15 protein-coding genes are annotated in these 15,722 nt (G+C 35.6%); all 15 read left to right on the forward strand.

Going from position 1 to position 15,722, the window contains the following annotated elements:
- The first annotated feature begins 2 nt into the window (after positions 1-2).
- The 15 genes from FTV12_RS04925 (at position 3) to galU (ending at position 15,712) form a co-directional block, all read left to right on the forward strand.
- The gene (locus FTV12_RS04925) at positions 3-1,121 is read left to right on the forward strand and encodes a glycosyltransferase (RefSeq protein ID WP_180033606.1); all 1,119 of its coding nucleotides are present in this window, start codon (positions 3-5) and stop codon (positions 1,119-1,121) included.
- Positions 1,118-2,218 (forward strand): glycosyltransferase, encoded by a 1,101-nt coding sequence (locus FTV12_RS04930; protein ID WP_180033607.1) that lies wholly within the window; start codon positions 1,118-1,120, stop codon positions 2,216-2,218. The genes FTV12_RS04925 and FTV12_RS04930 overlap by 4 nt, the downstream gene beginning before the upstream one ends.
- Positions 2,215-3,354, forward strand: a complete 1,140-nt coding sequence (locus tag FTV12_RS04935) for a glycosyltransferase family 4 protein (RefSeq protein WP_180033608.1) — start codon at positions 2,215-2,217, stop codon at positions 3,352-3,354. Before FTV12_RS04930 ends, FTV12_RS04935 begins: the two co-directional genes overlap by 4 nt.
- A gap of 65 nt (positions 3,355-3,419) precedes the next feature.
- Positions 3,420-3,959: a serine O-acetyltransferase gene (locus FTV12_RS04940; protein ID WP_180033609.1), complete on the forward strand. Its 540-nt coding sequence runs from the start codon at positions 3,420-3,422 to the stop codon at positions 3,957-3,959.
- 146 nt (positions 3,960-4,105) lie between these two features.
- The gene (locus FTV12_RS04945) at positions 4,106-4,714 is read left to right on the forward strand and encodes a sugar transferase (RefSeq protein WP_180033610.1); all 609 of its coding nucleotides are present in this window, start codon (positions 4,106-4,108) and stop codon (positions 4,712-4,714) included.
- On the forward strand, positions 4,707-5,363 hold the full coding sequence (locus FTV12_RS04950; protein WP_180033611.1) for a NeuD/PglB/VioB family sugar acetyltransferase: 657 nt from the start codon (positions 4,707-4,709) through the stop codon (positions 5,361-5,363). The genes FTV12_RS04945 and FTV12_RS04950 overlap by 8 nt, the downstream gene beginning before the upstream one ends.
- A 23-nt stretch (positions 5,364-5,386) precedes the next feature.
- Entirely contained in the window at positions 5,387-6,559 is a 1,173-nt protein-coding gene (locus FTV12_RS04955) for a DegT/DnrJ/EryC1/StrS aminotransferase family protein (RefSeq protein WP_180033612.1), read from the forward strand.
- Positions 6,560-6,629: 70 nt separating this feature from the next.
- The gene (locus FTV12_RS04960; RefSeq protein WP_180033613.1) at positions 6,630-8,474 is read left to right on the forward strand and encodes a nucleoside-diphosphate sugar epimerase/dehydratase; all 1,845 of its coding nucleotides are present in this window, start codon (positions 6,630-6,632) and stop codon (positions 8,472-8,474) included.
- 36 nt (positions 8,475-8,510) lie between these two features.
- Complete coding sequence (locus tag FTV12_RS04965) at positions 8,511-9,782, forward strand: oligosaccharide flippase family protein (protein ID WP_180033614.1); 1,272 nt, start codon at positions 8,511-8,513, stop codon at positions 9,780-9,782.
- Positions 9,779-10,744, forward strand: a complete 966-nt coding sequence (locus FTV12_RS04970; RefSeq protein WP_180033615.1) for a glycosyltransferase — start codon at positions 9,779-9,781, stop codon at positions 10,742-10,744. The genes FTV12_RS04965 and FTV12_RS04970 overlap by 4 nt, the downstream gene beginning before the upstream one ends.
- A gap of 42 nt (positions 10,745-10,786) precedes the next feature.
- Entirely contained in the window at positions 10,787-11,842 is a 1,056-nt protein-coding gene (locus FTV12_RS04975; protein ID WP_180033616.1) for an EpsG family protein, read from the forward strand.
- A 32-nt stretch (positions 11,843-11,874) separates the two neighbouring features.
- Entirely contained in the window at positions 11,875-12,975 is a 1,101-nt protein-coding gene (locus FTV12_RS04980; protein WP_180033617.1) for a glycosyltransferase family 4 protein, read from the forward strand.
- Positions 12,972-14,075: a glycosyltransferase family 4 protein gene (locus tag FTV12_RS16665; RefSeq protein WP_180033618.1), complete on the forward strand. Its 1,104-nt coding sequence runs from the start codon at positions 12,972-12,974 to the stop codon at positions 14,073-14,075. Before FTV12_RS04980 ends, FTV12_RS16665 begins: the two co-directional genes overlap by 4 nt.
- A 114-nt stretch (positions 14,076-14,189) precedes the next feature.
- Positions 14,190-14,813 (forward strand): sugar transferase, encoded by a 624-nt coding sequence (locus FTV12_RS04990; protein ID WP_180033619.1) that lies wholly within the window; start codon positions 14,190-14,192, stop codon positions 14,811-14,813.
- Positions 14,814-14,836: 23 nt separating this feature from the next.
- Positions 14,837-15,712, forward strand: a complete 876-nt coding sequence (gene galU / locus FTV12_RS04995) for a UTP--glucose-1-phosphate uridylyltransferase GalU (RefSeq protein ID WP_180033620.1) — start codon at positions 14,837-14,839, stop codon at positions 15,710-15,712.
- The last annotated feature ends 10 nt before the right edge of the window (positions 15,713-15,722 follow it).

Here is a 15,722-nt window from a genome sequence, read left to right on the forward strand (position 1 = left end):
TCATGTTGAATAAAGTCATGTTCTTTTTGCCCACATTGGGTGGTGGTGGTGCAGAACGTACAGTGATTCAACTGGCGAATAGTTTTGCTGAACAAGGTTTGAATATTGATTTGGTGGTCTGTAATCTCACGGATGAAAAATCAAAATTATTGCCTGAAGTTAGTCCTAAAATTAACTTGGTTGATTTGGCTTGTGGTCGGGTAATTAGTGCGATACAGCCTTTAAAATTACTGTTGCAAAAAGAAAACTATCAAGTGCTGGTTGCGACGCAAACGCACAGTAATATTGTCTGTGGAATCGCAAAAAAACTGGCAAAAGTGCCAGTGAAATTAATTTTCCGTGAAGTTTCGACTCCATCAAAGAACATGAAATTGTCAGGGATGAAAAAATGGATCTTTCAAACTTTGGTCAATTGGACCTATCGAGATGCAGCGCAAGTGGTCTGTGTCTCAAATGGGGTACGAGATGATTTTCGTGACTATTATCAATATCAAACGAATAATTTAAAGACCATCTACAACCCCGTTTTAGATGCTGCTTATTTTGAAAAGCTGAAAGCACCGGTTCAGCATCGGTTTTTTAGCAAGGATCACAAGGTTATTTTGGCGGTAGGGCGTTTAACCGAAGCGAAAAATTTTGCTTTTTTAATTCGCTCTTTTGCTGAACTACATCAAGCACATCTTGAAACACGTTTAATTATTTTAGGTGAAGGCGAGCTGAGGTCTGAGCTCGAAGCATTACGGGCATCGCTTAATTTAACGGAAGTGGTGGACATCCCAGGTTTTGATGCCAATCCTTATGCCTATTTTAAATATGCAGCACTCTTTGTTTTAAGTTCCAATTGGGAAGGCTTGCCGGGTGTATTGATTCAAGCCTTGGCATCTCAAGTGAAAGTGGTAAGTACCGATTGTCCAAGTGGCCCGATGGAAATTTTGCAAGATTCAAAATTTGGTTTATTGGTACCCTGTAATGATCAGGCCGCGATGGTGAATGCGATGCAGCAAGCCATATATGGTGCTTATGTTGAGTATACGCTTGAGGATTTTAAGCAACATTGCCAACAGTTCAATAAGCAGACCGTGCAACAACAGTATCTTAGTTTGATGGAGCAAACACAATGAGTGCAACGAAACCGACCATTGTGCATGTGATCACTAATTTTGCTGGTGTCGGTGGGGCAGAAATGATGCTGGCACGCTTGATTGAACAAACTGAATCGCAATATCAACATGTTGTGATTGCATTGATGAAAACCTCGACTGTCTATCAAACGACATTGCAGCGTTGTCAGGCACATTATGCCTTGGGTTGGAATGGTATAAATACCTTGCCAGTGACTTTAAAACTGCGTCAATTACTTAAGCAGTGGGCACCACAGGCTGTGCAATGCTGGATGTATCATGCCAATGTATTGACCAGTTTAAGCCTATTGGGTTTGAAACAAGCACCCAAAGTCTTTTGGGGTATTCATCATTCTTTGGCCTCGACCAAAGAAGAGTCTTTGAGTACCAAAACAGCATTAATTCTGAGTCGATATTTGTCTAGTCAGCCAGCAGGTATTGTCTATTGCGCACATTCTTCACAAATTCAGCATCAAACATACGGATTGAGCAATTCGCAAAGTGTAGTAATTCCGAATGGGGTGTTTTTGCAGCAATTCCAACCGAATCCGGAGTTGCATCAGCCGATTACGATTGGTTTTGCTGGGCGTTATCATACCGCTAAAGGTTATCCTTATTTATTTGAAACCATGAGCTTACTCAAAGACCATCCGATTCGATTTAAAATTGCGGGTGGGGGCGCCAGTTTGGAGCATCCTGAAGTGAAAGCATTATTTGAGCAGTATCAATTAGAGAGTGAAAAAGTTCAGTTACTCGATCAAATCTCAGATATGCCTGCTTTTTATCAGTCGATAGATGCCTTTTTAATGACCTCGATTACCGAAGGATTTCCCAATGTCTTGGTCGAAGCCATGGCTTCGGGGTTGCCGTGTATTAGTACCGATGTGGGGGATGCTAAATTTATTGTCGATGACTTTGGCTGGATTGTACCGCCACGGGATTCAATAGCTTTAGCCCAAGCTATTTTGAATTATGTTCAACTCAGTTCAAATGAAAAAATAAACATGAAGCAATTGGTGCGTCAGCGGGTTGAATCCAATTTTTCCATTGACCATGTGAGTCAGCAATACATGCAGATGTGGAGTCAAGACGCATGAAATTTTTAATGATCAGCAGTTTTTTACCTTCTGCATTGAACTTTCGTGGCAAATTATTGGAGGCGATTTCCTTACTCGGCTATGAGGTGCATATCATGGCACCAGAGCTGAATCAATTTCCGGATGAACATCAAAAACTCATTGCACTTGGCTATCAGGTACATGAAATTCCGATGCAGCGCACAGGGACGAATCCTGTTGCGGACTTGAAATTACTCAAGCATTTATATCAACAGATTCGCCAAATTCAGCCCGATGTGGTGCTGTCCTATACGATTAAACCGGTGATCTATGGCACCTTGGCAGCATGGTTGGCTAAAGTTCCTCAACGTTTTGCTTTGATTACCGGTTTAGGCTATGCCTTCCAAAATGTGGAATCGGGACAACACAGTATTTTCCAAAAAATGGTGCATGGTCTATATGCGCAAGCTTTAAAACATGCCCATAAAGTCTTTTTTCAAAACCCAGACGATTTGAAATTATTTCAAGACATGCATTTGCTCGCTGCCGATAAGCCCACAGTGGTGGTGAATGGTTCGGGTGTTAATGTGCAGGATTTTAAGGTGATGCTGTTACCGAAAAATGATGCGGGTATGGTTAAAGCATCCTTTTTGCTGATTGCACGATTATTGGGTGACAAAGGCGTACGTGAATATGCAGAAGCGGCGCGCATCATTAAACAAGATTATCCAGCAGCAGAATTTCATTTGGTCGGTTGGATTGATGATAATCCATCCGCGATTGCACAAGCCGAATTAGATTGTTGGATTACGGATCAACGACTTCATTTTTGGGGTAAACTGAGTGATGTTCGACCTGCAATTGCAGCCAGTTCAGTCTATGTGTTGCCCTCTTACCGTGAAGGCACGCCACGTACAGTGTTAGAAGCCATGGCGATGGGGCGTGCAGTGATTACCACGGATGCACCGGGTTGTCGTGAAACCGTCAATCATGGGGTGAATGGTTATTTAGTCGCAGTGAAATCGGTAGATGAATTGGTGCAATCTATGCGCTATTTTATTGAAGATCCGAAACTGATTGATTACATGGGGCAGCGTTCGCGTGAAATTGCCTTAAATAAATATGATGTGCATCAAGTGAATCGCCACATGCTGACAGAAATGGGAATGATCTAGAAAGGACATTAATTTCATGGCTAAAAAATATCGCCTGAATTTATATCCGGATCTGAGTTAAACGTATGACTTTGAAATATATTAAAAGTGATTTATATCGTTACACCGGTACAGTGACGGTCAAAGCATTTCTGAAAAATTATTTTTTTAATCGTGGCTTTAATTTTTCGTTTTGGCTGCGATTAGCCAGTGCAAAAACATTTTGGGCGAAGTTTGCTTACCCTATTTATTATTATAAAAAAAAGCAGTATGGCATTGATATCCATACTACCACTCAAATTGGCTATGGTTTATATATTGGCCACGGTGGGCCATTGGTAGTCAATCCGACGACGATAATTGGTAACAATGTTAATCTATCTCAATTTATTACTATTGGTGCCAATGGCGGACGTCAAGCAGCGGAAATTGGCGATAATGTCTATATTGGACCCAATGTCTGCATTATTGAACATCTCAAAATTGGTGATAATGCAACGATTGGTGCTGGTAGTGTGGTGACCAAGGACATTCCTGAAAATGCAACGGCTGCAGGGAATTATGCCAAGGTCTTGAGCATGAATAATCCCGGAAGTTCAGTGAATCGTCGTTGGACGGATCTATAATTCCGTGCAAATGGTGTGAATCGACCAAGTTGTGATGGGTTCAATCAGCAAAACATTTTCTAAATATGTTGTTGTTTGAATCTTATTTATAATCGTGAAACGAAGCTTTTTAGCTTAGCTGTTAAATCAACCGAAAGAGTGAACCCATGTTAAAGCGTGTACTGGATATTGCAATTGCCTCAACTGCGCTGGTGCTCTTATCTCCTGTGTATGCCTTGGTGGCTTATAAGGTGAAAAAAAATCTAGGTTCGCCGGTGTTGTTTCGTCAGGTACGTCCAGGCTTACATGGCAAACCCTTTGAAATGATTAAATTTCGTACTATGAAAGACGCGGTGGATGCTCAAGGTAACCCATTACCCGATAGTGAGCGTTTAACGCCATTTGGCAAAATGTTGCGTGCCACAAGTTTGGACGAAATGCCGGAACTGTGGAATGTGATTAAAGGAGATATGAGTATTGTCGGGCCACGACCACTGCTGATGGAATATTTGCCTTTATATAATGCAGAACAAGCCAAACGCCATAATGTCCGTCCGGGAATTACCGGACACGCTCAAGTCAATGGACGCAATGCTATTTCCTGGGAAAAGAAATTTGAACTCGATACTTGGTATGTGGAACACCAATCGTTGTGGCTAGATTTTAAAATCATGCTGAAAACAATTCAGAAGGTGATTGCTAAGGATGATATCAGTGCCGAAGGTGAGGCGACTATGAGCAAATTTACCGGCTCATCGGAGCATAAAAATGACTAAGCTCTATGCGATTTATGGTGTTTCAGGTTGTGGACGCAGTTTAATGCCTGTTGCACGTCAGCAATTGCTCCGTGAACACGACACTTCAGAAATTGTATTTATTGATGATGCACTCAATTCAATGGTCGAAGTAAATGGTCATCGTGCCATGAATTACCACGCTTTTTTAGTTGAATCAGCAGCTGAAAAATACGTACAAATTGCGATTGCCAATAGTAAAGTCCGTGAAAAAATTGCCAACCGTTTAGCTGCTGATGATATTAAGCTTTGGTCAATTTCAGCCGATAACGTCATTTTGATGGATGATGCTGAAATTGCTGAAGGTGCAGCACTTAGCCCATTTGTCACCATTACATCCAATATCAAAATCGGCAAATGCTTTCATGCCAATTTATATAGCTATGTCGAACATGATTGCATCATTGGGGATTTCGTTACTTTTGCGCCGAGCGTAAAATGCAACGGCAATATCTATATTGAAGATCATGCCTATATCGGTGCAGGCGCAGTGATTAAACAAGGCACACCTGATCAGCCTTTAATTATCGGTCGTGGCGCTATTGTCGGTATGGGTGCAGTAGTGACCAAAAGTGTACCTGCAGGTGTTACCGTTGTTGGTAATCCTGCCCGGATTTTGACAGCAAAATAAATTTTTAAACTAGGAAAATATCCATGTTAAACAGTGCATTTGAACCGTGGCCAAGTTTCACACAAGCTGAAGCAGATGCGGTTTCAAAGGTTCTTTTATCCAATAAAGTCAACTATTGGACAGGGCAAGAATGCCGTGAATTTGAAAAGGAATTTGCACAGTTTGTGGGGACATCGCATGCGGTTGCCGTAGCAAATGGTACAGTCGCTTTGGATCTTGCTCTGAAAGCTTTGGATATTGGTGCAGGTGATGATGTTATTGTGACATCACGAACCTTCTTGGCTTCTGCCAGTTCTATTGTGACTGCAGGAGCTAATCCTATTTTTGCAGATATCGAACTTGATTCACAAAATATTTCACGCCGTACGATTGAAGCAGCGATCACACCGAATACTAAAGCCATCATTTGCGTACATTTGGCGGGTTGGATGTGCGATATGGATCCGATTATGCAGTTGGCTGCAGAAAAAGGTCTATATGTCATTGAAGATTGCGCCCAAGCCCATGGTGCCATGTATAAAGGTCGCTCTGCTGGTTCAATTGGTCATATTGGAGCGTGGTCATTCTGCCAAGATAAAATTATGACTACTGGTGGTGAAGGCGGGATGGTCACCACCAATGATGAAAATCTGTGGAAAAAAATGTGGTCGTATAAAGATCACGGTAAAAACTTTGATACAGTATATAACAAGCAACATCCACCGGGATTTCGTTGGTTACATGACCATTTTGGTACCAACTGGCGCATGATGGAAATGCAGGCGGTGATTGGTCGTCTACAACTAAAACAGATGCCAACTTGGACAGCCCAGCGGAATGTCAATATGGCACGCATTTTCGCTGCTTTTGAACATAGTTCATATTTTACGGTATCTCAACCATCTTCAGAATATGTCCATGCAGCCTATAAATGCTATGTACAAGTCAATGTAGACTGTTTGCCTGAAGGATGGTCGCGTGACCGGATCATGGCAGAAATAAATGCGCAAGCTGTGCCATGCTTTAGCGGCTCTTGTTCGGAAGTTTATTTAGAACATGCCTTTGATGGTACACCGTGGCGTCCCGCACAACGTTTGACCCATGCAAAACAATTGGGTGAATCAAGCTTAATGTTCTTGGTACATCCCACACTTTCTGAAGAAAGTATCGTGAAAACAGTACATGTGATTGAAAATGTCATGGCTAAAATGCGCTAAAATTCAAAACCCAATGATTTGGCGTATAATAGCGCCAAATCTTTTTCTCCCCTATGCATCTGAGCCTGACGTGAAAGACCTGATCCGTTACCTAGCTTCATTGCCGCGCCATCAAAAACAAATCGTTTTAGTGGCGATGGATTTGTGCGTCTTGCCGATTATTATGTGGTTGGTATACGCCATCCGTTTGGCTAAGCCTGATGTAGCGGTAATGTCGGGTCTGGATTATTGGTACGTTTTTGTTGCTATTCTGGGTGTGGCCATTTTTGCCTTACTCGGTATTTATCGTGCCATTGTCCGATCTTTTAATGAAGATTATTTACTGCGAATTTCTATTGCGACCTTTATTCAAATTGTCGCTTTATATGCCATTAAAAAACTCAATTTAGCCTTTATTCCGATGAGTATTCCACTCATGTATGGCTTTGTGGTTTTTTCATGGATGTGGTGGAGTCGTGCAGTTCTGCGCTATGTGACTTTACGGAGTTTTGCCAAAAAGCAAAATCGTAAACGGGTAGCAATTTATGGAGCAGGTTTAGCCGGTCAACAAATTGCGGCAGCGCTCTATCGTTCAGACAATTATCTGCCGGTATTTTTTATTGATGATAAAAAGTCTTTACAAGGCCAGTCACTCAGTGGTTTACACATTTATGCACCGCAAAAAGCGTTAAAACAAATTGCCAAATTCCAAATTGAAGAAATCTTATTGGCGATGCCATCCGTGGGGCGCAGCCGAAAAAAACAGCTGATCGAATCCTTTGAGCAAGCTCAAGTGAAAATCATGGAATTGCCCGGTGTCACCCAATTGGTCGATGGGCAGGTGAGCGTTTCAGATATTCAAGAAGTAGACATTATTGATTTGCTTGGACGTGATCCTGTACCGCCTAAGCCTGAATTATTACAAAAAAATATTCAAGATAAAGTGGTGATGGTCACTGGAGCAGGGGGGTCCATCGGATCAGAACTGTGCCGTCAAATCGTGAAACATGAGCCCAAGCTCTTAATCTTATTTGAGATGACGGAGTTTGCTTTGTACTGCATCGATCGAGAATTACAAAATTCAGGCATTCAAGTCATTCCAGTCTTAGGCACTGTCACCAATCAGCAAAAATTAGAACGTATTATTCAGCAATACCAAGTGCAAACGGTGTATCACGCCGCCGCATATAAACATGTACCTTTGGTTGAGGCCAATCCCTTTGAAGGGGTTTATAATACCTCGATTGGTACAGCTCGTAGTGTGGATGCTGCAGTTAATCAAGGCGTAGAAACTTTTGTATTGATTTCGACTGATAAAGCCGTACGCCCGACCAATGTCATGGGTGCTTCTAAACGGATGGCTGAACTATATTGCCAAGGTTTGGCATCGACAAATCCTAAAACTCAAATCAGTATTGTACGTTTTGGTAATGTATTAGGTTCATCAGGTTCTGTCGTTCCTTTGTTTAAAAAACAGATTGCGAAAGGTGGACCTGTTACAGTGACACACCCTGAAGTGACACGCTACTTTATGACCATTCCGGAAGCGGCGCAGTTGGTGATTCAGGCTGGTGCAATGGGTACAGGCGGTGATGTGTTTTTATTGGATATGGGTGAGCCGGTTAAAATTGTCGATTTGGCGCAACAAATGATTCGTTTGAGTGGTTTTAAACCGATAGATGAAAATGGTGTTGGTGATATCAAAATCGAATTTACTGGATTGCGACCTGGTGAAAAATTGTATGAAGAGTTGTTGATTGATGCGGAAAGTGTGGAACAAACAGGGTGTGAACGGATTTTGAAGTCGTATGAGAAATATGTTGAATATAAAGAAATTCAGAATGCATTTTCTCAGTTTCAACAGTACCACTTATCTGAAGATTCACTTAAAATGTTTAATAAATTGAAGCAATATGTCGATGGTTATAATAAATAATTTAAATTTTTCAGTTCTTGGGTGTAGTAAATAGAAATGTCAAAAAAAATATTTTCTAACTCACTTTGGATGATGTCTGAAAAAGTGATTTCAATTTTTGGTCTTATTTTTGTAACTTCATTTGTTGCAAAATATATAGGACCAGAAAATTTTGGGAAGTTGACATTTGCTACTTCTGTTTTTGCAATTATTCAAACCATTGCAATGTTAGGGTCTGAAAATATTATTTTTCAGAAAACTGCGCAAAATCGAAGAATAGGTGAGTATATAATTATTTCAACAAAAATTTTTCGTGATTGTATTTATGTAGGATTGTCTTTGTTGACATTGATTTATATTTATTTTTTTGCGGATCAACTTACATTTATATTTTCTATTGCTACAAGTATTGCAATTTATTTTGCTGTACATGATGTATATATTATTTACTTTAATGCTATTCTTGAATCAAAAATTAATGCATATTGTAATATTTTTGCACTAGTTATATCTTTATTTGTTCGTTACTGTATAGCAAAATTTCAACTTGCAGTTGAATTATTAAGCATTCCAATTATTTTAATCACTTTTATTCCTTTTTTTATCCGTAGGTATTTATTTAATAGAGTTAAATTTGAACAAAAAAATGTTACACAAGAGCGAATAAATAGGTATAGAAAATTTATGATAGGTATTGGTCGTAAATTATTATTTTATTCTTTATCTGTAGCGATTTTCACTAAAACCTCATATATTATTCTTGGAATAAAATCTCAGCAAGATCTTGGTATTTATACTGTTGCTATGACGCTTGGTAATAGTTTTTACTTTGTCCTTTCAGCTATTATTTCATCTTATTTTACACAAATTTATACTGAAAAAGACTTTGAAAAAAGCCAAAAAATGGTTGCAAAACTAAGTGTAGTAATTGTGGTGATTTGTTTTGTGGTAATGGCTTTTTTTGCTGTCACAGGAAATTATATTGTACAGTGGTTATATGGTGATGAATATGTAACTGTCAATGAAATTTTACTCTTGACTGTAGTTGTTACACTTTTTTCGGGCCTGTCTACTATTGCTGAAAAGTATTTGTTAAAATTTAATGCATATGATTATTTAAAGAAAAAAACTTTGTATCTGGTTTTCTTTAATATTGTATTAACTGCTGTATTTATTTTTATGTGGGGTTTAAAAGGAGCAATAGTTGCTATTTTGATTACAGAAATTATGTCTTTTACTGTGTTTAATTACTTTTATAAAAAAGGAATAATTTTTGATGTTCAAAAAAGATTTTTTAAATTATCCACTTATAGAGAGAAAGTTAATTGATTACTCTGAGTATTATTGTTCCAGTGTATGGTGTCGAGTGTTTTATATTAAGTTTTGCAAATAGCTTAATTAAACAATTAAATGAAAACGTTGAGTTGATTATTATTGATGATGGCTCACAGGATAAATCAATAGCAAATATTAAACAATTCATTTGCGAAAACAATTTTTCAAGTGAGAATATTGTTTTTTTAGAACAGGTAAACCAAGGCCAAAGTGCTGCAAGAAATTATGGTATTTCTGTAGCAAAAGGTAGATATATTACATTTTTAGATCCGGATGATATGGTTAAAAGTAATTATATTGAACTTATTTTAGATGTGTTGACGAGTGAAAAAAATATAGATATTTTAGAATTTAATGCAGATATTGTGAAAAATATTAAAAATAAAATAATAAAAGTAAGGGATTTAAAATTATGTGAGAAGTCTGGGTTTTATGATAATGATTTTGATACTAGAAAAAAGCTTATTAATTCACGCCATTGGTATTCATGGTTAAGAGTTTTTAGACGAGAAATGATACCAGAAGACCTATTCCCTAAAGGTTATATTTTTGAAGATATCATGGCATTACCTTTTTTATATTCTGAAGATATTGCGGTATATGGTTTGAATCAGTCATTAGTAAACTATTTTTTACATGAAAATAGTTCAGTAAGTAAACCAAGTCTAAAAATTGTAGAGAGTGCAAAACATGGAATTGAAATTTACAAACATGCAGTAAAAAACGATGAAATTTTTTTAGGAAAATATGTTGATTTTATCGAAATATATTCTAAACATTGTATTAAGTATTATGGGTTATTTGAAGGAATAAGGAAGTCGTCGCAGGTTGTCAAAGTATTAAAAATAAATCATAATTTACGTGATATTAATAGTTTTTATGTTGGAAATTTATTTAAGTTAAATTTGTTCCTCTATTATTTGTATTTATGTACAGTTAAGTTTTTAAAGAAATAATTAATTTCAACTAAATTTTTTAATATTGTAGGGTTTTATAGTATGTATATATATTTTTTGATATGGTTTTCAATTGTATTAACCAATTTTATTGTCAACTATAAAACACCTTTAAGTAAAATATTTTTCTTCTTATTTCTTATTTTTCTTATTTTTTTTATAGGTTTTCGCTATGAAGTTGGTGGGGATTGGGAAAATTATTTTTCTATATACAAAGATTTTAAGTATTTGGGTTTTACTGAAGCAATGTTCATTATGGATCCTGGTTATTCCTTTTTGAATCTTTTAGGTAATTATTTAAATATTAGAGAAATTTGGTTTGTTAATTTTATTTCCTCAATAATAATATGTGTATTTATATTTTTAAGCTTTGTTAAATTAGAAAAATATTGGTTATGTATGTTGATATATTTTCCATATCATATACTGGTGGTTTCATTAGGCTATACTCGGCAAGCAATTGCTGTTGCAATTTTAGTTTATGCATTTATATTTCTTTTGAATGATAAAAGATATCAATTTATATTTTTTTTATTGGTTGCTTCGCTTTTTCATAAAACAGCAATTGTATTTATGTTATTTTATCCTATATTATATTTGAAGAATAAAAGATTGTTGATGGTGATTTATCAATTTTGTAGTTTGATTTTTGTTACATTTATTGTGTATATGTCTAGTATTAGTGATAGGTCTATTTATACTACTAATGATGTTGTTACTTCTAGTGGCGCACTTATGAGGCTTACTTTGCATTTTATACCTTTAGTATTTTATTTGTTTTATCGAAAAGTTTTTTTTAAATCTAAATATTTAATTTTAGACTATTTTTTTCTATTGATTTTGTATTGTACTGCTATGTCATTTGTGTATTCAACACTTGCTGATAGGTTTAATGTATATTTAATATTTTTTGATTTATATGTTTTAATTAATATCTATAAGAATTTTTATGCGATTAACAAAAAAATTATAGTTTTATTTTTAACTTTATTCTATACAGGTTTTATTGGCACATGGTTGTTGAATAGTGAAATTGTAAAAATTGCTTGGATACCTTACAAGAATTATTTATGGGCTTATTTATTAGAGATTCTTTAGGTTTTAATTAATTTTATGTCGTGAGTATTTTTATGAGAGTTTTGCAAATCATTGATTTTCTTCCTGAAACTAGTGGAGGTGCTAGATTTGTCGTTAATTTAGCAAAAAAATTGAAACTAAAGGGGCTCGAAGTTGATGTTCTGCTGATTGATGGGAGGGATTCACATTTTTTAGAAGAATTAAAGAATAGTAATATAAATATTATAACTATTTCAAAGAATATTAATAGATTTAATATATTATATGCATTGAAAATCTCCAAATATTTAGATAAATATGATGTAATACATACCCATATTTTTCCTACATCGTATCAAGTGTCAATTGCTAGAATGCTGAATAAAAAATCAGCTCCTATCATATTCACAGAGCACTCGTCATTTAACAGGAGGGCTTCTAATTTTTTATTTAAATATATTGAAATATTCATCTATAGTAAATTTGATAAAATTATCTGTTTGTCAGAACAAGTTAAATTTTTTTTACAAAAAAATTTATCATTTAAAGATTCCAAATATGAAATTATACAAAATGCCGTTGATACAAATAATATTTCCATTTCTAAATCTGCTATTCGTGAAGAAATTGGTTTGAAAAAAAATGATTTTATTATATTAATGTCAGCTAGATTTGATCAGCCTAAAAGACAAGATTTGCTAATTGAGGTTGTTAAATTGCTACCTGAAAATATAAAAATTTTATTTGCTGGTAGTGGATATACTCTAGATTTTTTTAAAAATAAAGTTTTAGAAGAATTATTATCTCATAAAGTGATATTTTTAGGTGCAAGAACTGATATCTACGAGTTAATGAAAATGGCTGATGTTAATATATTGGCATCTGATTATGAGGGGTTGTCATTAGCTGCTTTGGAAGCTATGTCTATAGGAAGGCCATTTATTGCTTCAGATGTAGAAGGTTTAGATTTTGTTGTTAATAATAAAGAATATTTATTTAATAATGAAATTGATAGCTTAAAGAAACTTATTTTAAAGTTGTATAATGAAAGTTCATTTTATGAAAAATGTGCGAGCTATTCTCTAAAAAGATCAAAAGATTTTGATATTGAAATTATGGTTGATAAATATTTAAAAGTTTATAATAATCAGATTGAGAATAAGGGGGAATTGTGAAAATCGCTCATGTACAAGTTGTTCCTCAGCTATCTGGAGCCCAGCAGGTCTCTTTGGATATTATGTCTAGTTTGAATAGTAAGAATAATGAACTTTATATGATATGTGCTAAATTGGAGGATTATAGTGAAGACTTTATTTGCAAGTTTAATGAAATTGGTGTAACTATTATTGAGGTTCCTTCTTTAAGAAGGGAGATTGGAAAGCATGATTACTATGCTTTTAAAGATTTATATAAAATTTTTAAAGGAAACAATTTTGATATTATACATACCAATTCGACTAAACCTGGAGTAATTGCAAGAATAGCTGCCCGATTAGCTGGTTGTAAGAGAATAGTACATACTGTCCATGGTATTGCTTTTCACAAACATATTCCCTTTTTTAAAAGAATAATGTTCTATTTTGCTGAATTATCATCCTTATATTTTGGTCATTACAATATTACTGTAAATAGTTTTTATAAAAAATATTATCCGTTAGCTAATACAAAAACTATATACAATGGTGTTGATTTTTCTAAATTCCAAATGTTAAAAAGTCAATCTAGAATTAATACAGGTTTGAATTTTGCTTTTTTTGCAAGATTGGATGATCAAAAAAACCCAATAGAATTTATTAATGCTGTGTATCTTTTGAAGTTAGAAGGAATTCTTGACTCTAATCCTGATGTAAGATTTACGCTAGCTGGAAGTGGCGAATTAAAGTCTAAATGTGTCAGTATGATAAAAGATTTACAATTAGAATCAAATATAGATGTTGTGGGGTGGGTTTATGATAAGAATGAATTTTTAAATTCAGTTGATGTTATTTGTCAACCATCTAAATGGGAGGCTTTTGGCCTTAATTTTGTAGAAGCTGCATTTTTTAAAATTCCTGCTATATCTACTAGAGTTGAAGGAATTCCTGAGGTTGTCTTAGATAGAGAAACGGGGTTATTGTATAGTGGCGGATCGAATGGGCTTAAAGATTGTATTGTTACATTTATCAATAATCGCGACCTTGTCTCTAAATTTGGTGAAAATTCAAGATCGCGAGCGTTGAAGTTGTTTAACAAAGAAAAAATGATAGATGAATATCATAAAATATACTTTTCCTAGGTATTATATGTGGAAGTAAAAGCTATATGATGTTTGATACTTTATCAATTTACTTGATGTTGAAACATTGATAGCCTACTTTTCAGTAAGCTTAATGAAGTGGTTTAAAATGTAATGTTAAAAAGAATTGTAGATTTAATAATAGCATTAATAGCATTAATAGTGTTATCGCCATTTTTTATACTTGTTGCCCTAAAAGTTCGTAAAAATTTAGGATCTCCTATTTTTTTTCTGCAAGAGCGCCCAGGAAAAAATGCTAAAATTTTTAAGATGATCAAGTTTAGATCTATGAAAGATGCCTTTGATAAAGATGGTAATGCGTTACCTGATGATCAAAGAATCACATCTTTTGGTCATAAATTACGCTCTACATCATTGGATGAAATGCCACAGCTTTTAAATGTATTAAAGGGTGAAATGAGTATTGTTGGCCCCCGACCACAAATGAAGGATTTCTTAGATCATTATTCTGAACATCAAATGCGCCGTCATGAGGTAAAGCCTGGCATGACAGGGCTTGCTCAAGTCAGTGGACGTAATAATTTGTCTTGGGAAGAAAAGTTTGATTTAGATGTTGAATATGTGGACACCCATTCAATTTGGCTAGATTTTAAAATTATGTTTAAAACAGTTAATGTGATGTTGAAAAAAGAAGGAATTAATGCACCAGATCAAGAAGTTGGTGCAGTGCGCTTCTCTAATCAGCACAATTCTCAAGCTGATTCTCTTCGTAAATAACATCTTATTTTGTGTAAAATGCAATGATTAAAAAAGCTATTCTCCCAGTCGCAGGCCTTGGCACTCGTTTTCTTCCTGCAAGTAAATCTATTCCTAAAGAAATGGTCACTGTTGTTGATCGTCCTGCTATTGAATATGTGGTACGTGAAGCCGTCGCAGCAGGTATTGAACAGATTATTTTGGTGACCCATAGTTCAAAAGCATCAATTGAAAACTATTTTGATCGTAACTTTGAACTTGAAACAACGCTAGAACATAAAAAGAAATTTGATTTACTTAAAGAAATTACTGAAATTTTACCTCCGCATGTCAGTGTGATAAGTGTGCGTCAACCACAGCCACTCGGTTTAGGTCATGCTGTGCTCTGTGCAAAAGCAGTTGTGGGTGAAGATGATTTTGCGGTATTGCTACCCGATGTGTTGGTTAAAGATGTTGAAGCAGAGAATGATCTTAGTTTGATGATCCAACGCTTTGAGCAGACTCAAGCAGCACAAATTATGGTGGAAGCTGTACCTGATCATTTGGTGGATCAATACGGTATTGTTGATGTTGCTACAATACCTGCTGAAGGGCAGAGTAGTGCTATGCAAGGTATTGTGGAAAAACCGGTAGTAGGTACCGCACCATCAAATTTATCAGTGGTGGGGCGTTATATTCTCCCTGCTCAAATTATGACATTACTCGAGCAAACACCCAAAGGTGCAGGCAATGAAATTCAATTAACGGATGCAATTGCGATGCTACAGCAAACAGATGTGGTTGAAGCTTATCGTATGAAAGGCCAAACTTTTGACTGTGGCAGTAAGTTGGGCTATCTCAAAGCGGTTTTACATTATGGTGTAGACCATCCTAAATTGGGTGAAGAGTTTAAAGCCCTAATTCAAGAACTCAAATTATAATTGAGGAGTT

Source organism: Acinetobacter sp. YH12233 (assembly GCF_013417725.1).
GTDB lineage: Bacteria > Pseudomonadota > Gammaproteobacteria > Pseudomonadales > Moraxellaceae > Acinetobacter.

Excerpts from the sequence above, each read along its gene's own strand:
- FTV12_RS04990 (WP_180033619.1), top strand. The coding sequence starts at position 14,190 with ATGTTAAAAAGAATTGTAGATTTAATAATAGCATTAATAGCATTAATA.
- FTV12_RS04975 (WP_180033616.1), top strand. The coding sequence starts at position 10,787 with ATGTATATATATTTTTTGATATGGTTTTCAATTGTATTAACCAATTTT.
- FTV12_RS04955 (WP_180033612.1), top strand. The coding sequence starts at position 5,387 with ATGTTAAACAGTGCATTTGAACCGTGGCCAAGTTTCACACAAGCTGAA.
- FTV12_RS04925 (WP_180033606.1), top strand. The coding sequence starts at position 3 with ATGTTGAATAAAGTCATGTTCTTTTTGCCCACATTGGGTGGTGGTGGT.
- FTV12_RS04935 (WP_180033608.1), top strand. The coding sequence starts at position 2,215 with ATGAAATTTTTAATGATCAGCAGTTTTTTACCTTCTGCATTGAACTTT.
- galU (WP_180033620.1), top strand. The coding sequence starts at position 14,837 with ATGATTAAAAAAGCTATTCTCCCAGTCGCAGGCCTTGGCACTCGTTTT.
- FTV12_RS04965 (WP_180033614.1), top strand. The coding sequence starts at position 8,511 with ATGTCAAAAAAAATATTTTCTAACTCACTTTGGATGATGTCTGAAAAA.
- FTV12_RS04945 (WP_180033610.1), top strand. The coding sequence starts at position 4,106 with ATGTTAAAGCGTGTACTGGATATTGCAATTGCCTCAACTGCGCTGGTG.
- FTV12_RS04980 (WP_180033617.1), top strand. The coding sequence starts at position 11,875 with ATGAGAGTTTTGCAAATCATTGATTTTCTTCCTGAAACTAGTGGAGGT.
- FTV12_RS04950 (WP_180033611.1), top strand. The coding sequence starts at position 4,707 with ATGACTAAGCTCTATGCGATTTATGGTGTTTCAGGTTGTGGACGCAGT.
- FTV12_RS04940 (WP_180033609.1), top strand. The coding sequence starts at position 3,420 with ATGACTTTGAAATATATTAAAAGTGATTTATATCGTTACACCGGTACA.
- FTV12_RS04930 (WP_180033607.1), top strand. The coding sequence starts at position 1,118 with ATGAGTGCAACGAAACCGACCATTGTGCATGTGATCACTAATTTTGCT.